The 19,356-nt window shown below is 40.2% G+C and carries 18 protein-coding genes; 14 read left to right on the forward strand and 4 right to left on the reverse strand.

Features of this window, described 5'->3' with window-relative positions; translation table 11 throughout:
* The first annotated feature begins 28 nt into the window (after nucleotides 1-28).
* Both bshC and HUW48_RS04145 read left to right on the forward strand, forming a co-directional pair.
* A complete protein-coding gene (gene bshC / locus HUW48_RS04140; protein WP_182414468.1) occupies nucleotides 29-1,591 on the forward strand; it encodes a bacillithiol biosynthesis cysteine-adding enzyme BshC in 1,563 nt (520 codons plus the stop codon).
* Entirely contained in the window at nucleotides 1,591-2,175 is a 585-nt protein-coding gene (locus HUW48_RS04145; RefSeq protein ID WP_182414469.1) for a 5-formyltetrahydrofolate cyclo-ligase, read from the forward strand. The genes bshC and HUW48_RS04145 overlap by 1 nt, the downstream gene beginning before the upstream one ends.
* A gap of 337 nt (nucleotides 2,176-2,512) precedes the next feature.
* Here HUW48_RS04145 and yidD read toward each other — a convergent pair whose 3' ends face one another.
* Nucleotides 2,513-2,731 carry a membrane protein insertion efficiency factor YidD gene (gene yidD, locus HUW48_RS04150; protein ID WP_182414470.1) on the reverse strand — a complete coding sequence of 73 codons (219 nt, stop codon included), beginning with the start codon at nucleotides 2,729-2,731 and terminating at the stop codon, nucleotides 2,513-2,515.
* A gap of 212 nt (nucleotides 2,732-2,943) precedes the next feature.
* Here yidD and HUW48_RS04155 point away from each other — a divergent pair, with 212 nt between their 5' ends.
* Nucleotides 2,944-3,765, forward strand: a complete 822-nt coding sequence (locus HUW48_RS04155; RefSeq protein ID WP_182414471.1) for a PorV/PorQ family protein — start codon at nucleotides 2,944-2,946, stop codon at nucleotides 3,763-3,765.
* Entirely contained in the window at nucleotides 3,756-5,885 is a 2,130-nt protein-coding gene (locus tag HUW48_RS04160; protein ID WP_182414472.1) for a ComEA family DNA-binding protein, read from the forward strand. The genes HUW48_RS04155 and HUW48_RS04160 overlap by 10 nt, the downstream gene beginning before the upstream one ends.
* 96 nt (nucleotides 5,886-5,981) lie before the next feature.
* Here the strand turns inward: HUW48_RS04160 and HUW48_RS04165 are convergent, their stop codons facing one another.
* The gene (locus HUW48_RS04165) at nucleotides 5,982-6,641 is read right to left on the reverse strand and encodes an ankyrin repeat domain-containing protein (RefSeq protein WP_182414473.1); all 660 of its coding nucleotides are present in this window, start codon (nucleotides 6,639-6,641) and stop codon (nucleotides 5,982-5,984) included.
* Nucleotides 6,642-6,712: 71 nt separating this feature from the next.
* Between HUW48_RS04165 and HUW48_RS04170 the strand changes: the two genes are divergently transcribed.
* Nucleotides 6,713-7,069, forward strand: coding sequence for a hypothetical protein (locus HUW48_RS04170; RefSeq protein ID WP_182414474.1), 357 nt, complete (start codon nucleotides 6,713-6,715; stop codon nucleotides 7,067-7,069).
* A 95-nt stretch (nucleotides 7,070-7,164) separates the two neighbouring features.
* Nucleotides 7,165-8,019, forward strand: a complete 855-nt coding sequence (locus tag HUW48_RS04175) for a pirin family protein (RefSeq protein WP_182414475.1) — start codon at nucleotides 7,165-7,167, stop codon at nucleotides 8,017-8,019.
* Between the two features lie 49 nt (nucleotides 8,020-8,068).
* Here the strand turns inward: HUW48_RS04175 and dinB are convergent, their stop codons facing one another.
* Nucleotides 8,069-9,148: a DNA polymerase IV gene (dinB, locus tag HUW48_RS04180; protein ID WP_394368452.1), complete on the reverse strand. Its 1,080-nt coding sequence runs from the start codon at nucleotides 9,146-9,148 to the stop codon at nucleotides 8,069-8,071.
* Between the two features lie 464 nt (nucleotides 9,149-9,612).
* Here dinB and HUW48_RS04185 point away from each other — a divergent pair, with 464 nt between their 5' ends.
* From HUW48_RS04185 to HUW48_RS04200, 4 genes are all read left to right on the forward strand, one after another.
* Nucleotides 9,613-11,421, forward strand: coding sequence for a MutS-related protein (locus tag HUW48_RS04185; protein WP_182414476.1), 1,809 nt, complete (start codon nucleotides 9,613-9,615; stop codon nucleotides 11,419-11,421).
* 80 nt (nucleotides 11,422-11,501) lie between these two features.
* Nucleotides 11,502-12,062, forward strand: coding sequence for a hypothetical protein (locus tag HUW48_RS04190; RefSeq protein WP_182414477.1), 561 nt, complete (start codon nucleotides 11,502-11,504; stop codon nucleotides 12,060-12,062).
* A gap of 118 nt (nucleotides 12,063-12,180) precedes the next feature.
* On the forward strand, nucleotides 12,181-12,423 hold the full coding sequence (locus tag HUW48_RS04195; protein ID WP_182414478.1) for a hypothetical protein: 243 nt from the start codon (nucleotides 12,181-12,183) through the stop codon (nucleotides 12,421-12,423).
* Between the two features lie 83 nt (nucleotides 12,424-12,506).
* A complete protein-coding gene (locus tag HUW48_RS04200; RefSeq protein ID WP_182414479.1) occupies nucleotides 12,507-13,556 on the forward strand; it encodes an SHOCT domain-containing protein in 1,050 nt (349 codons plus the stop codon).
* 526 nt (nucleotides 13,557-14,082) lie between these two features.
* Here HUW48_RS04200 and HUW48_RS04205 read toward each other — a convergent pair.
* A complete protein-coding gene (locus HUW48_RS04205) occupies nucleotides 14,083-15,216 on the reverse strand; it encodes a hypothetical protein (protein ID WP_246343688.1) in 1,134 nt (377 codons plus the stop codon).
* 160 nt (nucleotides 15,217-15,376) lie between these two features.
* Here HUW48_RS04205 and recA point away from each other — a divergent pair, with 160 nt between their 5' ends.
* The 4 genes from recA (at nucleotide 15,377) to HUW48_RS04225 (ending at nucleotide 19,331) form a co-directional block, all read left to right on the forward strand.
* On the forward strand, nucleotides 15,377-16,411 hold the full coding sequence (gene recA / locus HUW48_RS04210; protein ID WP_182414480.1) for a recombinase RecA: 1,035 nt from the start codon (nucleotides 15,377-15,379) through the stop codon (nucleotides 16,409-16,411).
* A 164-nt stretch (nucleotides 16,412-16,575) separates the two neighbouring features.
* Nucleotides 16,576-17,373 carry a DUF3108 domain-containing protein gene (locus HUW48_RS04215; RefSeq protein ID WP_182414481.1) on the forward strand — a complete coding sequence of 266 codons (798 nt, stop codon included), beginning with the start codon at nucleotides 16,576-16,578 and terminating at the stop codon, nucleotides 17,371-17,373.
* 207 nt (nucleotides 17,374-17,580) lie between these two features.
* Entirely contained in the window at nucleotides 17,581-18,273 is a 693-nt protein-coding gene (locus tag HUW48_RS04220) for a response regulator transcription factor (RefSeq protein ID WP_246343689.1), read from the forward strand.
* Nucleotides 18,274-18,278: 5 nt separating this feature from the next.
* A complete protein-coding gene (locus HUW48_RS04225; protein WP_182414482.1) occupies nucleotides 18,279-19,331 on the forward strand; it encodes a sensor histidine kinase in 1,053 nt (350 codons plus the stop codon).
* Nucleotides 19,332-19,356 lie beyond the last annotated feature (25 nt).

The raw sequence follows: 19,356 nt of genomic DNA on the forward strand, positions 1-19,356 counted from the left end.
GCCAGCCGACCACCAAAAATGCTTTCGAATGAAAATTTCGCAGATAGATTACAGTGCTACTCACTCTTTTTCACCGCTTGTAATTGATTATCTTCAGCAAAATAAAAATTTAGCTCCTTTTTACCACCGTTTTCCTGCTCCCGAAAATTTTGAGCAACAAATTGCTGAAAAACAATTTTCTGCGAAGCAACGGGCCTTACTTTGTGAGGAATTAGAAAAGCAATTTGCTTTATTGCCCGACGTACATGCCAACGTTCGTAAAAATCTGGATTTGCTAAAGCAGCCTAATACCTTTACTATTACTACCGGGCATCAACTAAGTATTTTTACCGGGCCACTTTACTTTATTTACAAGATAATTACTGCCATTAAAACGGCGCATCAGCTAAAAGAACAATACCCCGATTATAATTTCGTGCCGGTGTATTGGATGGCAAGTGAAGACCACGATTTCGCCGAAATCAATCATTTTACTTTGTTTAGTAAAGCCTACTCTTGGGAAACAGATCAAAAAGGAGCGGTAGGACGTTTTAAAACCAATTCTATATTTTCTTTAATTGAATCTTTACCGGAAAATTTTCCCTTATTTGAGAAAGCCTATACGGAGTTTGATACTTTATCTGCCGCTACTCGTTTTCTGGCGCACGAACTATTTGGTGAGTTTGGCTTAATCAGCATTGATGCCGATGTACCCGCACTTAAAAAAGCTTTACAACCTGTTATAAAAAATGAGTTACTAGAGCAAATTACTTATAAATTGGTAAATGGCACTACCGAAAAATTAGCGGCGGCTGGCTATAAAACGCAAGTTACACCTCGTGAAATAAACTTATTTTATCTGGATAATGGTTTGCGCGAACGTCTGGTGAAAAAAGAAGAGCGTTATCAGGTATTAAATACTGATTTATCTTTTACCCAGGAAGAAATTTTAGCCTTAGCCGAAGCACAACCCGAGAAATTTAGTCCTAATGTTATTTTGCGGCCGCTTTACGAAGAAATAATATTACCTAACTTGTGTTATATTGGCGGCGGAGCCGAAGTGGCTTATTGGTTTCAATTAAAAGAAGTATTCGATTATTTTAAAGTACCTTTTCCGGTTTTAATGTTGCGCAATTCAGGATTATACATTGCTAAAAATTCTGCTAACCGCATGCACAAATTAAATCTACAAGCAGAAGATTTATTTCATGATTTGCCAAGCTTAAAGAAACAAGTAACTGCCACTTACCAGGATACAGAACTAAACCTGGAAGAAGAAAAAAAGCAGGTGGAATCCATTTTTGCGCAGATTGAAAAACTTGCCGTTTCTATTGATCCTACTTTATCAAAAACCGTTGCTGCTGAAGCGCAAAAAACGCACAACGCTTTAATGGTATTGGAAAAGAAAATTGTAAAAGCCAACGATTCTAAGTACGAAACCATTTACAATCAACTTACTTCTTTAAAAGATAAATTATTTCCTAACGGCACCCTGCAAGAGCGTGTAGATAATTTACTAACCTATCAAACAAATAACCCAGAGTTTATTCGCCATTTATACGAGGCTTTTGAGCCATTTGCCGGTAAGTTTACTATTCTGGAAGAGGAGTAATGCTGAAAGCTACGCTTCGTCGGGAGTTTTTAAAAAAGCGAAAAGAATATTCTTTAGATGAGGTAAATAGCCGTAGTAAAATTATTTGCCGGAATTTTTTTGATTTTTATTTAGTAAATAATTTAAAAATTATTCATACTTTTTTACCCATTGTTTCCAGCAATGAGGTAAATACCTGGTTTATTATTGAGCACCTGCGAGTTAATTTCCCGGAAATTAAGCTTTCGGTACCCTTAACCGACTTGCAGGCGCAAACACTTTCGCATTACTTACTTACTCCGGAAACAATACTGCTGCAAAATAAGTGGGGCATTCCGGAGCCCCAAAATGCCGAGCTGGTACCGGTTCAAAACATAGATATGGTTTTTGTTCCGCTACTTGCTTTTGATAAGCAAGGTCATCGGGTTGGTTACGGAAAAGGTTTTTACGATCGCTTTTTAGCCGAATGCCGGCCTGATACCATTACTATAGGATTATCGCTGGAGGAAGAACCTGTGCCTTTTATCTCAGATGTGCATAATGAGGATATTACATTACAATTTGTTATCACTCCGGCAAGCATCTATCAATTTCCATTGAGTTAAATTAAGATATTTTCTTACCTCCGAAAACGGAAAGCCCTTATACCGTTGCTATTCACTTAACCTTACGGAAGCATTACTTTCACTAATAATTTAATTAGTGCTTGTTCCGGTTATTAAAAGTAAACTCAGCGGGAAAAAGTTAAATATAAATTTTCTAAGCTCGCAAATTGCACCTTGTTCTTTAATGTAAATAAAAGTATGCTTCCCAAAGCGTAGGCTAAACTTCTTGGCTATTCTGGTTTGTTCGCCTACATATTATAATCTGCTGGTTACAATAACAGCTTAAATGTAATAAGAAGTTTAGGTGAAAATAAAATCTGAAATTTTACTTTTTAGCTTAAGGAACAGGGTCATAACCACTGCTACCCCAAGGATGGCATTTGGCTAATCTTTTAATAGCAAGCCGGGTACCTCGTAATGGGCCATGCTTGCGTAAGGCCTGAGCCGCGTATTCGGAGCAGGTTGGAGTAAAGCGACAACTAGGCGGTTTTAAAGGAGATAGTATTTTTTGGTAAACCCAAACGAAAGCTAGTAATAGATATTGTAAAATTTTCATGGCGCGCGCATCTGCAAGCTAATTCTATTTTAACTAAAAATAAGAAGTTTAGGTGCGCAGATGAACCATGAATTTCTGACTGTTTTCATAAGTATTTAGCTAGAGCCACCTGAAAGATTGATTTAAAAGTAACAGTTGTTTTACTAAATCTGGAATAAACTTATTAAAGCACTTGAATAAAAGGCTTTAGATAGCAATTTTTAAAATACTGCATGGTTGTTTTTACTCGTTTTCTAATTTATACATTTTTTCTTTTTACTACCCTTACCAGCTTAGCCGCACACGAGCCTTTTCCCATAGGTGCCCGGGCGGCAGGTTTAGCTGGTGCGGCGGTTACTTTATCTGATGTTTGGTCTATCCGGAATAACGTAGCAGGAATAGCATCTTTAAAAAAGCCCGAAATAGGAATTTTTGCGGAGAACCGGTTTAATGTAGCCGCTTTTACCACTGTTGGTTTGCAGTTTGTCTGCCCGGTTAATAAAAAGGGTGGTTTTGGGATAGACTTATCTCGTTTTGGTGATCAGTGGTACAATGAGCAACGTTTAGGTATTGGTTTCGGACATCGGTTAGGTAATGTAAACATTGGTGTAAAAGCAGATATACTTCAGACTCACATAGAAGAAGTGGGAAGTAAGCGAGCAGTGGCTATTTCTCTGGGTGGTCAATCCGAGGTAATTCCCCACTTAATTTTTGCGGCCTCAATTTTCAATATTAATCAAGCGAAACTCGCAGCCTATACAGATGAGCGCTTACCAACGGTTATGCGGGCCGGCTTATCCTACCAGCCTATTTCTTCGGTGCTTTTAGTAACAGAAGCCGAAAAGCATTTAGAGTATCCGGTTAATGTGAAAGTAGGACTGGAATATAAATTAATTGCTAAACTTAACTTACGGGCCGGAATAAGTACTGCCACCGAACAATTTTCCTTTGGAACGGGCTTTCAGGCGAAGCAGCTACAATTCGATTATGCTTACGGCCGACAGAGCATCTTAGGTAACCTGCACCAATTAGCTATTGCGTATAAATGGAATTAGGCAATAAAAAGTGGCTGGCCTCAGTGCTATTTACTTTTCTGGTAGTTAAAAGTTTTGTTACCTCTGCTCAAAATGTGGCTCGCCCCGCCCTGAACTTAGAATTATTTGCTCAGGAACTAATAGCGCAGCCCGATAATTCAGATCTGATGTACGAAGATATTTACGAAAATCTTTTACAATACTATCAGCAGCCCATTAACCTTAATCAAACTACCCGCGAAGAACTGGAATCGCTGTTTATTTTGTCGCCGGCACAGGTAAATAGCTTCTTTGAATATAGGAGACAAAATAGCCCTTTAGTAAATCTTTACGAACTACAAGCCATCCCTGGGTTCGATGTGCCTACTATTTATAAGCTCTTGCCCTTTGTAGACGTTCCGGATGGTAGCCTGTTAACCCAATTAAAGCCACTCTGGTTGCGAATGCGCCAGGAACAAAACCAATACTTCCTGGTTCGTTACGATCGTACGATGCAGCAGAAAAAAGGCTATTCGTTTGCAGATACCAGCAGTACCGGTAGAGTTGCCTCGCGTTATTCAGGATCGCCGGATAAATATTTAATCCGGTACCGTAACAGTCATGCCCGGGATTATAGCGTAGGCTTTACCGCGGAAAAAGATGCCGGTGAGAAACTTATCTGGGACCCGAATACCCAACGCTATGGTTTGGATTTTTACTCGGCGCATGTGCAGTTATACAATCAAGGTAAGTTTAAAGCTTTGGCATTGGGCGATTATCAGCTTCAGTTTGGCCAGGGACTTTTACTGGCTGGTGGCTTTAGTGTAGGAAAAGGTGCCGAAACCATTACTACGTTACGCCGAAGTAATTTGGGTATCCGGCCTTACACATCTGTTTTAGAAGCAGCATTTTTCCGGGGCGCCGCTTTTACTTATACCTGGCAGCAATGGGAACTAACAACATTTTATTCAAATAAAAAAGTAGATGGCAATGTACAAAGTGCATTAGACACACTTGAAGCAGACTTCGGAACAGAAGAAAGTTCTTTTTCATCTATTCAGGCTACGGGTTTCCACCGAACGCTTACAGAAATTTCTTCGAAACATCAGGTAAAAGAGCAAGTAATAGGGAGTAATCTTTTGTTCCGGGCACCAAATCAGCCATTTACAATGGGCATAACGGCTTTACGCACTGTTTACAATGTGGCCATACAACCAATGTCCCGGGCTTATAATCAGTTTGAGTTTGCCGGACAACAACTTACCAATTTGGGTACTCATTATTCTTATAATTGGCAAAACTTAAATTTCTTTGGCGAAACAGCTTACTCGTCTTCTGGTGGTTGGGGAACCGTTAATGGCCTTTTAGCAAGTTTATCGGCTCGTCTGGAAGCCTCGGTGCTATACCGAAATTATAGCCGGCAGTTTCATTCCTTGCACGGAAATGCTTTTGGCGAAAGTACCCGGAATAATAATGAACAAGGATGGTATTTCGGCTTAAAAGTAAAACCAACAACTCCGTGGGAAATTACTGCTTATTACGATGCCTTTGTTTTTCCGTGGCTTAAATATCGGGTAAATGCTCCTTCAAACGGAAATGAAAGTTTAGTAAGACTACAGTACCGACCAACTAAAACGACTTTGTTGTATGTTCAATTCCGGTCGGAAACCAAAGGCCGTAATGTTTCTTTACTTAACCAACAAATAGATTTTGTAAGCCAGGCTACCCGGAAAAATTATTTACTTTATCTGGATTATACTCCCAGCCCGAAAATCAATTTACGCTCCCGGATTCAGCATAGTACTTTTACATTAGCAGGTAAAACTACTCAAGGGTATTTTATGGCTCAGGATGTTAGTTTTAATCTAAAAAGATGGCAATTGAGTACCCGTTACGGTTTATTTGACACCGATGATTATGATAACCGGCAATATACCATTGAACGGGATGTATTATATGCCTTTTCGGTGCCAGCTCTAAGTGGGGTAGGAGCACATTATTATTTGGTAGCACAGTTTAAAGCTAATTCAAACCTCGATTTCTGGGTAAAATATTCTAACACGAATTACCGTCACCAGGCAACGATTGGATCTGGTTTAGAAGAAATGAAAGGCCATATTAGAGAAGACATTCGGGTACAGGTCCGTTATGGCTTTAATTAAAGCTGTTTATTCAGGATGATTTTCAATAAAAATCTGCTACGTAAGTAATTCAGGAAAGGCACAAAAAGTAATTTTATTTACTAAAAGATCAAATATCTAACCGGCCACAAACATATGAGCGGCTTCCGTGTGTTTGCATTTAAGGGCAATATCCATAGCAGTTTCTCCGCTACTCGTAGTGGCGTTAATATCTGCTTTATGTTCCAGTAAAAGCTTAATCATATCGGCATCGCCGTTTTGAGCAGCGGCATGCAAGGGAGTAAAACCGTGTTGCTGTTGGGTGTTTACCTCAGCGCCATTTTCCAATAAATAAGTTACTATTTCCAGACTGCGGGCCGCCACTGCCGAATGCAATGGTTGTACTTGCCAGTCGTTTTTAGATGCTTGATTAACGTTGGCCCCTTTTTCTATTAATAATTTTACCGTATCGGCATGACCAAAAAAACTAGCTAAACCTAAAGGACTAAATCCGTCCGGCGAAGTAGAATTTATTAAATCAGCTTGGTTATTAAGTAATTCTTGAACACGTTCGTTTACCCCTAAAGCAGCCGCTTCAAAAATATCAAGTTCGTAGTTAGAATTGCTTAATATAACTTCCAACAAACGTGGATTGCGCTGGTACGTAGCTAATAATACTAAAGGTATCTGATTATCGGTTTTAGCATAAATTAAATCCGGATCGGCCTTTAGCAATGATTGTACTTTGGCAATATCCCCGTTCTTTACGGCTTCCAGTATTTCAGTTTGGGTAGACATAGCTCAGTTGATAACTTACTTAAAGAACAATATACCGATTTTTGCTTTTAATAGTTTACTTATCTTAAACCTTGGGTACGGTATTAATGATAACTAGCCTACTTACTTCTAAAGCCTTGATGTTAGAGCTTCCCGCCCGGCAAAAACTACCTATGGTTTGTCCTGAAATTCATTTGGTGGACTGCTTCTTTGACATACTGCGAGCTAAAACCAGTAACAAGATATCTACCGATAAAAATTTAGTAAAAGATTATTTAACCATCTTAAGCCGATATTACTACAACCAGATGCAAGGGATTATTTATCTACCTTTGTTTCTCTACCTAAGCGTATTACTTGTTAAATTGGTACTAAAAGAAAATAGAAAATATCTGTTTCGTGTACTCGTAACCAGAGGCTGGCATTTAGGTATAACTAAGAGCAAATAAAGGCTAACTTATTTTGAAACTAAATTTCAAAATAAGCTAGCCTTTAATAAACGGCAAAATTCAAAATCTAAGAAAATTCCTTACCTAAATTCTGTATGCGAACCATCAAAAAAATACATAAAGCTATTTCTGCTCCTATTCACGATTTAATTACTTTTCGGGCTTTACCTACCAGCCAAATTGATTACCTGGATCCTTTTTTATTTTTAAATCATCACGGGCCGCAGGTATATCCGCCTTTTAACCGGGGGCTTCCTTTTGGGCCACATCCGCATCGTGGTTTCGAAACCCTTACTTTTGTTCTGGACGGTGATTTGGTGCACCGCGATACGGGTAGCGGTGAAAGTGTAATTCGGGCGGGCGGCATCCAGTGGATGACGGCGGGCCGAGGGCTAATTCACGCGGAAGTTTCGTCGGAAGAGTTTAAAGAACACGGAGGCAACGTAGAAGTTATTCAGCTTTGGTTTAATTTGCCAGCCAAACTTAAAATGACCGCTCCGCATTACGTTGGTTTGCAGCAGGCAGAAATTCCAGCTATAACATTGGATGAAGGTAAAGTTACTATTCACGCTGTTTCCGGAGAATGGGCCGGTACCAAAGGATCTGTGCCCTCGCTTACAGATATTCAAATTGCCCGTTTAGAACTCCAGGTTGGGGGAACTTATACAGCACAAATTGCAGCAAGCCGGAATATTTTATGCTACGTGGTACGCGGTATAGTTAACATAAATGGCCAAAGTGCTACTACGCATAACTTAATACAATTTAACAACGATGGCAAAGAAATTCAACTGGAAGCTACCGAAAACACTACCCTTATTCTAGGCCACGGCGAACCTTACAATGAACCGGTTGTTGCCCAAGGACCATTCGTGATGAATACCCAAGCTGAAATTATGCAAGCCATGCGCGATTACCAAATGGGAAAAATGGGGGTTTGGGCAGAATAGTAAATTTTTAACAAACCTGCTTAAAAATCTCGTTGAGGCAGATTTTTTACTAAAAATCAAAGGTAAGCTGGTAAGAAGCCGGCTGGTCGTGCGGATAAAGTAAATTAGAAACCGAGATACCTAATAAACGCACGGGGAACAGGGGTAGAGTTGGAGTACGCAGTAGTTCGCGGGCAATGGTAAAAATAGCATCGGTAGAGTTTAGGTAGCTGAGTAAAGTTTTGCTGCGGGTCTGGAGGGTAAAGTCAAAATACTTCAACTTTAAGGTAATGGTTTTGGCCGAAGTTTGCAGACGGGCCATGTCCTGGGCTACTTCTTGCGCCAGAAAATGCAAACGCTCCAGTAAGTCTTCTTCTTCAATTAAATCTACGTCAAAAGTGCGTTCAGACCCAATGGATTTACGAATGCGATGCGGCTGCACCGGACGGTCGTCTTGCACGCGGGCAATGCGGTAATAGTAATGCCCGGTTTTGCCAAAATGCCGCACCAATTCTTCTTCGGAACGTTCCCGTAAATCGGCGCCAGTAGTAATGCCTAGTTGCTGCATTTTTGCTGCGGTTACTTTGCCTATGCCATGAAACTTATTAATAGTTAAACTGGCTACTAAGGCCTCTGCTTTATCCGGTGTAACAAGGGTAAAACCATCGGGTTTGTTCATGTCGGAGGCAATTTTAGCTAGAAATTTATTAAAAGATACTCCGGCGGATGCAGTTAGACCAGTTTCGGCCAGAATGCTCGCTTTTATCTCTTTCGCAATTATACTAGCTGAAGGCATACCAATTTTATTTTCAGTTACATCGAGGTAAGCTTCGTCTAAAGAAAGGGGTTCTACCAGATCAGTATACCGGTAAAATATTTCGCGAATTTGGCGGGAGATGGCGCTGTATACTTCAAACCGGGGTTTTACGAAAACTAATTGCGGGCACTTTTGGGCAGCTATGCGCGAGGCTAAGGCCGAATGAACGCCAAATTTGCGGGCTTCATAACTGGCTGCGGCTACCACTCCGCGCGCTCGGGAGCCTCCAACGGCAACTGGTTTTCCGCGTAGTTCCGGATGGTCGCGCTGCTCCACCGACGCATAAAAGGCATCCATATCAATATGAATAATCTTCCGGATGGCAGAACTCAAATTTATAAGATTTAGCAAAATTGAATAAGTAAATATAAGTTACAATCCCGTGGCAAAAAGAATTTCAACAAAGTTTTGTGGTAACCAGACTAACCTATTATTAATTATTTACACCTAAAACTTATAACAGAAGCAACTAAAAAGAATGCGCTGAAATCTATAAGGTAAACTTTAAAACAAAGTAAAAATCAGGCTTTTTTGAGAAGGGCTTACTAATAAAAACTTTTAAGAAAAGAGACATAAGTATCATGGTATTAGCTGGTAGATTTTTGTGTTTAAGTAATAGAATGTCTATGCCTTTTTACTACCTGTCCAACATCAAATATTAAAATTAATTTGGTCCGCTTACTTAATCAGCAAATAATACCAGCAATTTATAAATCCTCAACTTATAAGAACTTTCCTTTGTTGCTCGTTTTCTTTCGCAAAAGTGTTGTTACTTTGTGCACCAAACCATCTCCGGAATGATACAACCATCACCCCCCGAAATTTTTAGAAATTTAGCCGAAGAAAATACTCTACAAGAACTAAATTATAAAAAAAAGTGCAGCCAGGTTGGCTGGTTACGCCTGGCAATTTTTGTTGCCGGAGTAAGCAGTGTGGTTTATTTTTTCCGGCAAGATTTAAATTCCGCCGCCTGGGTTGGGTTGTTTTTATTTTACATTGTATTTATTGTTATAATGCGTTGGCACCAGCGCTTACGGTATAAACAATACCATCATGCCTTTTTAAAACGCATTAACAGCGAAGAGTTAGATCGTTTGCAGGGCAAATTAACTTCTTTTGATACCGGCGAACGCTACGCTAATCCACAGCATTTATATACTTCCGACCTGGATATTTTTGGAAAACATTCTTTGTTTCAATTACTAAATCGGGCCGTTACTGCTATCGGGAAAGATAAGCTGGCAAGCTGGCTGCAAACACCAGCTAAAACTACCGTAATCCGAGAACGGCAAGAAGCAGTGGCCGAGTTAGCTCCCCAACTAGCGTGGCGACAAGAACTACAAGCCAAAGCCATGCACTATAAACAAGAAAGGCAAGATTCTTCGCCGTTCTTCGAGTGGCTGCACGCACCCGATTTTTATAAAAATAAACTCTGGCTGAAAATTTTAATTTTTGTTTTACCGGTATTTACCCTAGGAGCTATTCTAGCGTGGTGGCTGGATGCAATACCTACTTATTCGCCGGTGGTTGGCTTAATGATATGCCAGTATGTGTTAAACGTACGTTACGCCGTTTTCCGGGAGCAATACTACGAGAAAAGCAGCGGCATGTACGAAATACTTAAAAGTTATACGGCATTGCTTACGCACATCGAAGCACATTCTTTTAAAGCCAAAAAATTGCTGGAACTGCAACAACAACTACATATTAAACAGAAAACTGCATCTAATTATTTAAACGAACTCGCCTCTATTATTGAATACATATCGGCCCGCCTAAATGTGTACATGAATTTATTGTTGAACAGTACTTTAATGTGGGATTACTTCTGGATGTACCGGCTCGAGAATTGGAAAAAGAACATGGCTACCAACCTTGATCCCGTTTTACAAGTGGTGGCCGAAACGGAAACCCTTACGAGTTTAGCCGCTTTTCAATATGCAAATCCTTCGTATACGCATCCTGTTTTAAGTGAGCAATTATTTGAGGTACAAGCCGAGGCCTTGGGTCACCCGCTTATTTTTGTAACTAACCGGATTACCAATAGTTTTGCGATGACGGGTGCAGGGCAAACGCTAATTATTACAGGTTCTAACATGTCGGGTAAAAGTACTTTCCTGCGCACGGTTGCGATTAACCTGGTACTAGCCTTTGCCGGATCGGCCGTTTGTGCCCGGCGGTTACGGGCGTACCCGGCGCAGGTGTATACCGCTATGCGCACCGAAGATAACCTGGCTGAAAGCACTTCGTCGTTTTACGCTGAACTGAAACGGTTGAAAATGCTGATTGATTTAAGTGTTACCGGCACCCCGGTTTACTATTTTCTGGATGAAATTCTAAAAGGAACCAACTCTCACGACCGGCACCTGGGAGCGCAAGCACTTATCCGGCAATTGCACCAACAAAATGCCTCGGGTTTGGTTTCGACCCACGATTTAGAATTAGGAAATATGGAAGAGGAAAACCCTGACTACATTCAAAATTATTCGTTTAACAGTACCATTGAAGACGATAAAATTCTGTTCGATTATAAGTTGCATCCTGGGGTGTGTAATAGCTTTAATGCCAGTAAGCTGATGCAGCAAATGGGCATTCATATGGAGTAATTTTAAAATTAAAATTAAGTAAGGATGCTTTTTTTGTTCGGATTGCGGACTCCTTACTCATGAATTTCAAATTATAAAGTATGGCTAAAATAATATTTTTACTGGCAATTAAATTACTGTTAAGTAGTTTCATGTGCTTTAGCCAAACCACGGATTCGATTCAGATTTTATCTTCGGAAAAAATAAACCCAAAGGAAGTAAAGTATTTTATGGTGTTAGATAAGCCTGGTAAAGTGAGCCGGATTCGTTTTTACACCGGCAATAAAATTACTTTTAAGCTAACCGGCGAAAAACAACGTTATTCCGATCAAATTACTAATATTAAAAAGCATTCTATAGTTATGTGGGATACTGAAATTCCACTGCGGGATATACGAAAAATAAAATTAGCAAATACCAGTACTGTTTCTTCGGGCCTTCAGTTTCTGGGCCGATTGCTAAAAAACGGGGGATTATTTTTCTCGGTTATAGGTGCCGGAAATTACCTTTTAGATAAAGAACCTGGTGATAATACTCTTACTTTTTTAAAATATACGGCTGGCGCTTTTATTGCCGGACAGTTGCTTACCCGTACCAGTCGTAGCCGAACTTACAAGATAAACGAAAATCACCGGTTAAAAACAATTGAGCAGTTTTGGTAAAATTAAAAAGTTGTAAGTTTTAGATTTTACGTTCATTCTCAATTGTATCATTTAAATTAAAAACGTATAACGTAGTACGTTTAACGTAAAACTAACCACTTATTCACACAAGATTAAAATGCGCGTAGTTGCTGAAATACCTCATGCAGCAGTTAAAATAACTGTTTTTGCCTGGAACGGAAAATTCCTGATTAAGCTCGAAAGAGGGCCTTATGAACAAACGTATAAAATTAGCGAAACGGATGTATTGGGTGATGAAGGTTTAAAACATATTTTAGACGAAACTTTTATTAACGAAGCCGTTGAATTGTTTGGGCAAATGCACCAAAACTTAATGGCCGCCCAGGAGCGGGCAGATTAGAAAATCGCTTTTAAGTAGATTATGTAGCTCTAAACAGTTTTTTAACTGTAATAGCTAAAAAACGATTTGAGATTTAAAAAAGCATGGATAACGAAAATTCCACAATTCGGTCGCTGAACGAACTTAAAACATTATACGATTCGGGCGCAATTACTGCGGAAGAATACGACGCACTTAAAAAACGCATTATTTTTGGATCTTCCACTCCCGAAGAACCCAAACCTATCCCCGAACCAGCGCCAATTATGTCTTCTTCGCCAGAAGCGGTTAATCCTATTGAAACCAGAATAATATATCCTACCGGACCCGCAACTCCTGAGCCACCTATAGCGGAGCCACCGGTGGTTGAGCAAAATTTTTATAATGAAGAAGAATCGCCGATGGGAGTAAGACCTGCTCCCAAAAAAGATTGGCTGTTAATTTCTCTAGCTGTGTTGGGCGCTTTGTTATTATTGGGTTTGCTGGCCTATCAGTTTTTTAACAAGCCTCAATCCGAACGTTTAACCAGTAAATCGGGCCCAGATACCGAAGAAATAATACCTGATGCTTCGCAAGAAGAATCACCAGGCGATTCAACCGAAATTCTTTCCAACCGCTCCGATCGAATTCCAGTAGCGGGTTCTGATAGTACAACTACAACTTCCTCTGCTTCTACACCGGAAACAACTAGCGAAACAATTACCACTCCTGACGAAACAGTTAATACAGCAACCGCCGGGTTACTCACCGATAAAACTGAAGTTATCCGGAAAGCACAGGAGAAATTAAACGCTTATTACGCTGATATTCAGGAGGCACCTTTTGAAGCAGCTAATTACTTTGCTCCCCAGGTAGAACGGTATTATACCTTATCGAACACCACGCCGGCAGCTATCAACGTAAATATTAATACTTACCACTTCCCGGAGTTTTTAAATGGGCAAAGCAGTATTCAGGCAGGTTCTATGGAAGTAGTAAGTATGGGTAACAACAGCTACGAACTAACTTATCTGGAAAACGGTTCGGCGTTTCGTAAATCTAAAAATCAAAAGCAGGAAACTAAGGCCGCCGTCCGCGTCCGCTTTAACCCGGACTTTAAAATTACTTACTTCCGCCAGGAACAATTGTTAGAGAATCGATTTATAACGGAGTAGTAAGTATCGAGACATAAGTATAAAGATTTTAGACACAAGATAAAAGACAGTTGTAAGTAGCAGGTTCTAAGTTCTACGTTCACTATGCTTTTTTACTTTATTGCTTACGAGAATTTAAGATTGATTTTTCTAACCAATTTTTATAAAAGAATTATTTGGTTATCTTAATTGTTTAGGCAAAACAGTAGCAAAGAACAAATGACACCAGCTTGGCTGTTGAGGGCCTTCTAAGGTTCCGGTTCTGCGTAGCAGAATTCCGACGTCAGTAGGAAAGGAAGCTTAGACCCTCCCGAAAGAGCCAAACGAGGCCCGCCGGCCACGAGGTAAACTCAGCCGGTTCAAATAAGTTAGCACCTGAGCCTGGAGACGGGAACCGGCTCCAAAGAATAACAATAAAAAGAGTTACAGAAGCACATTCACCAGTCAGGAGACTGGCTCTTGTCAAAAAGGCACCAGTGTCGCTGCGCTAAACACTGGCGCCAGTATAAGTTTAATAGAGATAGAACCAGCTCCAAAAATTTAAAAATTACTGCTTTACCTTACTAACAAACAAATCGGTGTTGTAGTGCAGGTAAAAACTATTCGAAAACTCAAATCTAGGATTTTGAAAATCATAAATCGGCTCGAAACGTACAGTCAAAAACAAGTTGTCTAATAACTTAACATCGGTTAGTACGCGTAGAATTAGTAATTTTCGGTCTGGTTCCAGATACCCCGGATGCAGGAACGAGGTTGTTGCCGACTGAAATAAACGTCCGCCTTTTTCGGCTACGTAATTTTGCCCGTGCCAGTAGCTCAGCATAATATTTGCCAGTTTGGTTTGCACGCCTGCATTTAAATACAAGCCGTGGCCTTGCTCAAACGCTAATTGCGGTACATTCGAAAATTCTTTATTTACCACGTAGTAATTTTTAGTATACAAACTCTGCCAGAAACGGGTATGTAGCTTTTTTTCCAGGTTAAAGCCGGTAGCGCCGTTAAAAACGGTAAGTAAAGGCAAATCGCTAGAGTCAATCTGGCCGCCTTTGTGCTGAGCGGTAAATTGCAAGGGTAAGCCTAATCGCCAGCCACTATCTGTTTGCCATAAAGTATGTTCCAGAGTTAGGCCACCGGCAATTTCTTCCCGGAACGGATCGCGCGGGTAAATCATGCGCTCCCAGTCTATATAAGCATCTAATTTCGTGCGTTCGCGGGTTAACAAGAATTGCACCCCAGTTTCGAGGTTATCATTAATTACTTTTTCAAAATTATAGAGTGGTTCAATGTAGCCGTGGTTCAGGTTTCCTTCCAGGTTCCCAAACAGCAAAGCGTAATTTTTCTTTTGAACTTTCAAAGTAAAGGTGGGTCGTACCTGCGTGAAACGGTTATTTCCGAAATCTTGCCAAAGAAAAACCCCTCCTTCCAAGCGCACAAATTCTGCCGGAAAATAAACCAGCTTAGGATTGAAGTGATATCCAAAGAGAGTGTACCCATCGGCAATATCATTAAAATATTCGTTGTTGCGCGTAAACCCAAAAGCATTCAGGCCAATCCTGAAATTTTGGTTATATTCTGGCTTCACCGCCAACCGGTATTCCAGCGCCGAATTATTTAATTGGGCGTGTACCTGGCTGATAATCAATAGACTGAAAAGAATAGAAAAAAACGGGTATTTACACATAAAATAGTGCAGGTAAATGGCACAAAAAGTACCGGTTATCTGTTTAATTTATACCTTCCTGATAGCGAAAAACAGGGTGACTTACCCTCTAAAATGCTTGCAAGTTGGCGCAAAAAATTGTAATTTCACCTAAAAATAAGCAATTATTAAAACCACTAACATGAGTGCAAACAACGAAAAATTAAAAGCTCTCCAGTTAACCATGGACAAACTCGACAAGACCTTCGGTAAAGGTACTGTTATGAGATTGAGCGATAATAAAGTAGAAGATATTCCGGCTATCTCCACAGGCTCCCTTGGACTGGATATTGCTTTAGGAATCGGGGGCTTGCCCCGGGGCCGCGTTGTAGAGATATACGGTCCGGAATCGTCCGGTAAAACAACCTTAACCTTACACTGCATTGCCGAAGCGCAAAAAAGAGGTGGATTAGCCGCTTTTATTGATGCCGAACATGCTTTCGACCGGGCCTATGCCGAGAAATTGGGTATTGATACTACTAATTTACTAATTTCGCAGCCCGATAATGGAGAACAAGCCTTGGAAATTGCCGACCATTTAATTTCTTCTGGTGCTATTGATATTATTGTTATCGACTCCGTTGCGGCATTAGTGCCAAAAGGCGAGTTGGAAGGCGATATGGGCGATAGCAAAATGGGTTTACAAGCCCGTTTAATGAGCCAGGCCCTCCGGAAATTAACCGGCACCATTAACAAAACTGGTTGCTGCTGTATTTTTATTAACCAGCTGCGCGAAAAAATTGGTGTTATGTTCGGTAACCCTGAAACTACTACCGGTGGTAACGCGCTAAAGTTCTACGCTTCGGTACGTTTAGACATCCGTCGTATTGGCCAAATTAAAGAAGGTGCCGATAATGTAACTGGTAACCGTACTAAAGTGAAAGTAGTAAAAAATAAAGTAGCGCCTCCGTTTAAGGTAGTAGAGTTTGATATTATGTACGGCGAGGGAATTTCTAAAGTGGGCGAAATCCTGGACTTAGGCGTAGAGTTAAGCATTATTCAAAAGTCTGGTTCTTGGTTCTCGTACAACGGCGAAAAATTAGGCCAGGGTCGCGATGCTGTAAAGAATTTACTGCTCGATAACGAAGGTTTAATGGAAGAAATTGAAACGAAAATCCGGAATATGATAAAAGGTGAGCCTGAAAAAGTAGCCGCCGCCATGTTGGGAGATGAATAGTAAATTTTAATTTTAAAACGAAAAGGTGCCTATTTTGGCACCTTTTTTTATGAATTTAAGTATTGTAAACCAATACGTATAAGCAAAATTCGTTATACATTTACTTGTAGTCTATAAAAATGCTAAATAAGTAACTGCTACAAGTACATTTTATTCCGGCTTTTATGAACAAAATATACTTGGCTGTCATCATAGTATTCGTGATTATATCTGGCTTCATAATACAACAACCCCTCGATTATCCGGCAGAGCGACCAAGTTTTACTACCGGTGAAACCTTAAAATACAAAGTACATTATGGCTTAATTAATGCTGCCGAAGCAGAAATAGAAATTGCACCAGAAATTCATAGGGTAAACGATCGGCCTTGCTACAGAGCCAATGTATTTGGCAAAACAGTTGGCTCTTTCGATTTTTTTATTCGTATTCGCGATACCTGGCGGTCCTATATTGATACCAGCTTAATTATACCCCAAAAGTATCACCGGAACGTGGAGGAGGGTAGGTACCGGAAAAAAGAGAACGTAACCTTTAATCATAAAGATCATACGGCACTCGTAGAAACAAAGCAAACCTTAAACTTAAAAGTGCCAGATAAGGTGCAAGATGTAGTGAGTGGCTTTTATTATTTGCGTACATTAAACTTTGACCGATACCGGGTAGGCGATGTTATCCGGATTAAAGGATATTTTTACAAGAAAGTGTACGACATGCAAGTGATTTATAAAGGCCGCGAAAACGTTGAAACCAAAGCAGGCTCTTTTAGGGCCTTTAAACTAGTACCCAGAATGCCCAGTACAGATTTGTTTGCCGGAGAAAATTCAGTAAGCATTTATTTATCAGATGATAAAAATAAAATTCCGGTTTTAATTAAAGCCGACTTACTCGTTGGGGCAGTAAAAGTAGATTTATACGAATACAGAGGCTTAAAATACCGGTTAAATACGGCCGGTAACCAATAAGAAAGTAAGCATACGCACCTCTTTATTGTTAATTTCTACAAAGTTTTGAGCCTTTTCACAGAAAAAAGGTAAGTACTTCGCTGGGTTGTACTAAAATTAGCGAATTCCTTTATCTTTGCTTCGAAATCAGAGACTACCTGTTTTAAATAGTAAATTTATTCTCACCGCTTACTTGTTAACACAACCACATACTTAACCAATAAAGACGTGCAGAATACAAATCAGTACAAAATTATGGTAGTTGACGACGATCCGGATATTACCGAGTTGTTGCAATACAATTTAGCTAAAGAAGGCTACGAAGTTGCCAGTGCCGAGAACGGAAAAGAGGCCTTAGATACCGCCGCTAAATTTAACCCCGATATTATTTTGATGGATGTGATGATGCCAGTAATGGATGGCATTACCGCCTGTCGGCATTTGCGAGAAAAGCCGGAATTTCGGGATACGTATATTTTATTTTTAACGGCCCGATCCGAGGAATTTTCGGAAATAGCTGCTTTTGACGCTGGCGCTAATGATTTTATTACGAAACCCATTAAGCCTCGAGCTTTATTAAGCCGTTTGGCCGCTCATGTACGGCGCGATAACCAGCAAACCAGCGACGATCATCAGGTAATAGAAATAGGTGACATTCGCATTGACCGGACTAGTTTTTCGGTTTTTAAAGGCGAGGAAAGAATTACCTTACCTAAAAAAGAATTTGAGCTACTATCGTTTTTGGCGGCCACTCCCAATAAAGTATTTAACCGCGAAGAACTCCTGAATAACGTATGGGGCACCGACGTTTACGTTATTGCCCGCACCGTAGATGTTCACATCCGGAAAGTACGCGAAAAAATCGGCGAAGAGCACATTAAAACAATAAAAGGCGTCGGTTACAAGTTTAACACCGATTAAAGTATATGGGCATTTCTTCCCGCACTATTGCTCTCTTAATTTCGGGAGCGGTATCACTGGTTATTGTAGCGGGCTTACTCTTTGGCCCTTATCTGCCGTTTCGGGTGCGGGTGCTAACCTTGGCCATTGCTTTTTCGGCTTGCTTTTTACTAATTTATTTTTCTTTTGAGATATTAATCTTTAAAGAAATTAATAATATCTACGCCGGCCTAGAGCACATTAAGCGTAAAGAATTCCGGAAAATGAGCAATAAGTTTTTATTTCGGCCTGATCCGTTAAAGCGGATTAAGGATGAAATATTATTTATGGCCGAACAGAAACAAAAGGAAATAGACGAGCTAAAGCGGCTGCAAGTACTCCGCCGGGAATTTTTAGCCGATGTTTCGCACGAGCTAAAAACGCCCATTTTCGCGGCTCAAGGGTTTATTCATACCTTGTTAGATGGGGCAATGGATGATGAAGCAGTACGGGATAAATTTTTAAAGAAAGCAGCAAAAAGTTTAGATGGCCTGGATGCCCTGGTACAAGATTTAATTAGTATTTCGCAGCTTGAAAAAGGAGTAGTGAAAATGAATAAGCATGCCATGGACATGCTTTCGCTATGTCACGAAGTTTTTGATGAGCTAAATGCTAAAGCGCAAACCCGAAATATTAACCTGCACCTGCAACACAACGGGCACGAGCAAATAATGGTTTACGCCGACCGTACTCGCATAAAACAAGTTTTAATAAATTTGATTGACAATGCTATAAAATACGGGAGCGAGCACGGCAATATTTGGGTAGCCTTGCTCGACGGAAAACGTAAAGTATTAGTTACCGTTGCCGACGATGGCCCTGGAATTGGCAAAGAACACCAACCCCGTATTTTTGAACGCTTCTACCGCATTGATAAAAGTCGTTCGCGCGATAGTGGTGGTTCTGGCTTAGGTTTAGCTATTTCAAAGCACATCATAGAAGCGCATCGATCAACCATTTTTATTAGCAGCGAATTAGGTAAAGGTACTTCGCTGCGGTTTAAATTATCAAAACCTAAAGTAAAACAACCTGTAACGTAGGTAAAATTCTAACTACGTTATAGGT

Source organism: Adhaeribacter radiodurans (assembly GCF_014075995.1).
Lineage (GTDB): Bacteria > Bacteroidota > Bacteroidia > Cytophagales > Hymenobacteraceae > Adhaeribacter > Adhaeribacter radiodurans.

Excerpts from the sequence above, each read along its gene's own strand:
- HUW48_RS04205 (WP_246343688.1), bottom strand. The coding sequence starts at position 15,216 with ATGTGTAAATACCCGTTTTTTTCTATTCTTTTCAGTCTATTGATTATC.
- HUW48_RS04160 (WP_182414472.1), top strand. The coding sequence starts at position 3,756 with ATGGAATTAGGCAATAAAAAGTGGCTGGCCTCAGTGCTATTTACTTTT.
- HUW48_RS04190 (WP_182414477.1), top strand. The coding sequence starts at position 11,502 with ATGGCTAAAATAATATTTTTACTGGCAATTAAATTACTGTTAAGTAGT.
- HUW48_RS04200 (WP_182414479.1), top strand. The coding sequence starts at position 12,507 with ATGGATAACGAAAATTCCACAATTCGGTCGCTGAACGAACTTAAAACA.
- HUW48_RS04155 (WP_182414471.1), top strand. The coding sequence starts at position 2,944 with ATGGTTGTTTTTACTCGTTTTCTAATTTATACATTTTTTCTTTTTACT.
- HUW48_RS04215 (WP_182414481.1), top strand. The coding sequence starts at position 16,576 with ATGAACAAAATATACTTGGCTGTCATCATAGTATTCGTGATTATATCT.
- bshC (WP_182414468.1), top strand. The coding sequence starts at position 29 with ATGAAAATTTCGCAGATAGATTACAGTGCTACTCACTCTTTTTCACCG.
- HUW48_RS04195 (WP_182414478.1), top strand. The coding sequence starts at position 12,181 with ATGCGCGTAGTTGCTGAAATACCTCATGCAGCAGTTAAAATAACTGTT.
- HUW48_RS04175 (WP_182414475.1), top strand. The coding sequence starts at position 7,165 with ATGCGAACCATCAAAAAAATACATAAAGCTATTTCTGCTCCTATTCAC.
- HUW48_RS04165 (WP_182414473.1), bottom strand. The coding sequence starts at position 6,641 with ATGTCTACCCAAACTGAAATACTGGAAGCCGTAAAGAACGGGGATATT.
- HUW48_RS04225 (WP_182414482.1), top strand. The coding sequence starts at position 18,279 with ATGGGCATTTCTTCCCGCACTATTGCTCTCTTAATTTCGGGAGCGGTA.
- yidD (WP_182414470.1), bottom strand. The coding sequence starts at position 2,731 with ATGAAAATTTTACAATATCTATTACTAGCTTTCGTTTGGGTTTACCAA.
- recA (WP_182414480.1), top strand. The coding sequence starts at position 15,377 with ATGAGTGCAAACAACGAAAAATTAAAAGCTCTCCAGTTAACCATGGAC.
- HUW48_RS04185 (WP_182414476.1), top strand. The coding sequence starts at position 9,613 with ATGATACAACCATCACCCCCCGAAATTTTTAGAAATTTAGCCGAAGAA.
- HUW48_RS04145 (WP_182414469.1), top strand. The coding sequence starts at position 1,591 with ATGCTGAAAGCTACGCTTCGTCGGGAGTTTTTAAAAAAGCGAAAAGAA.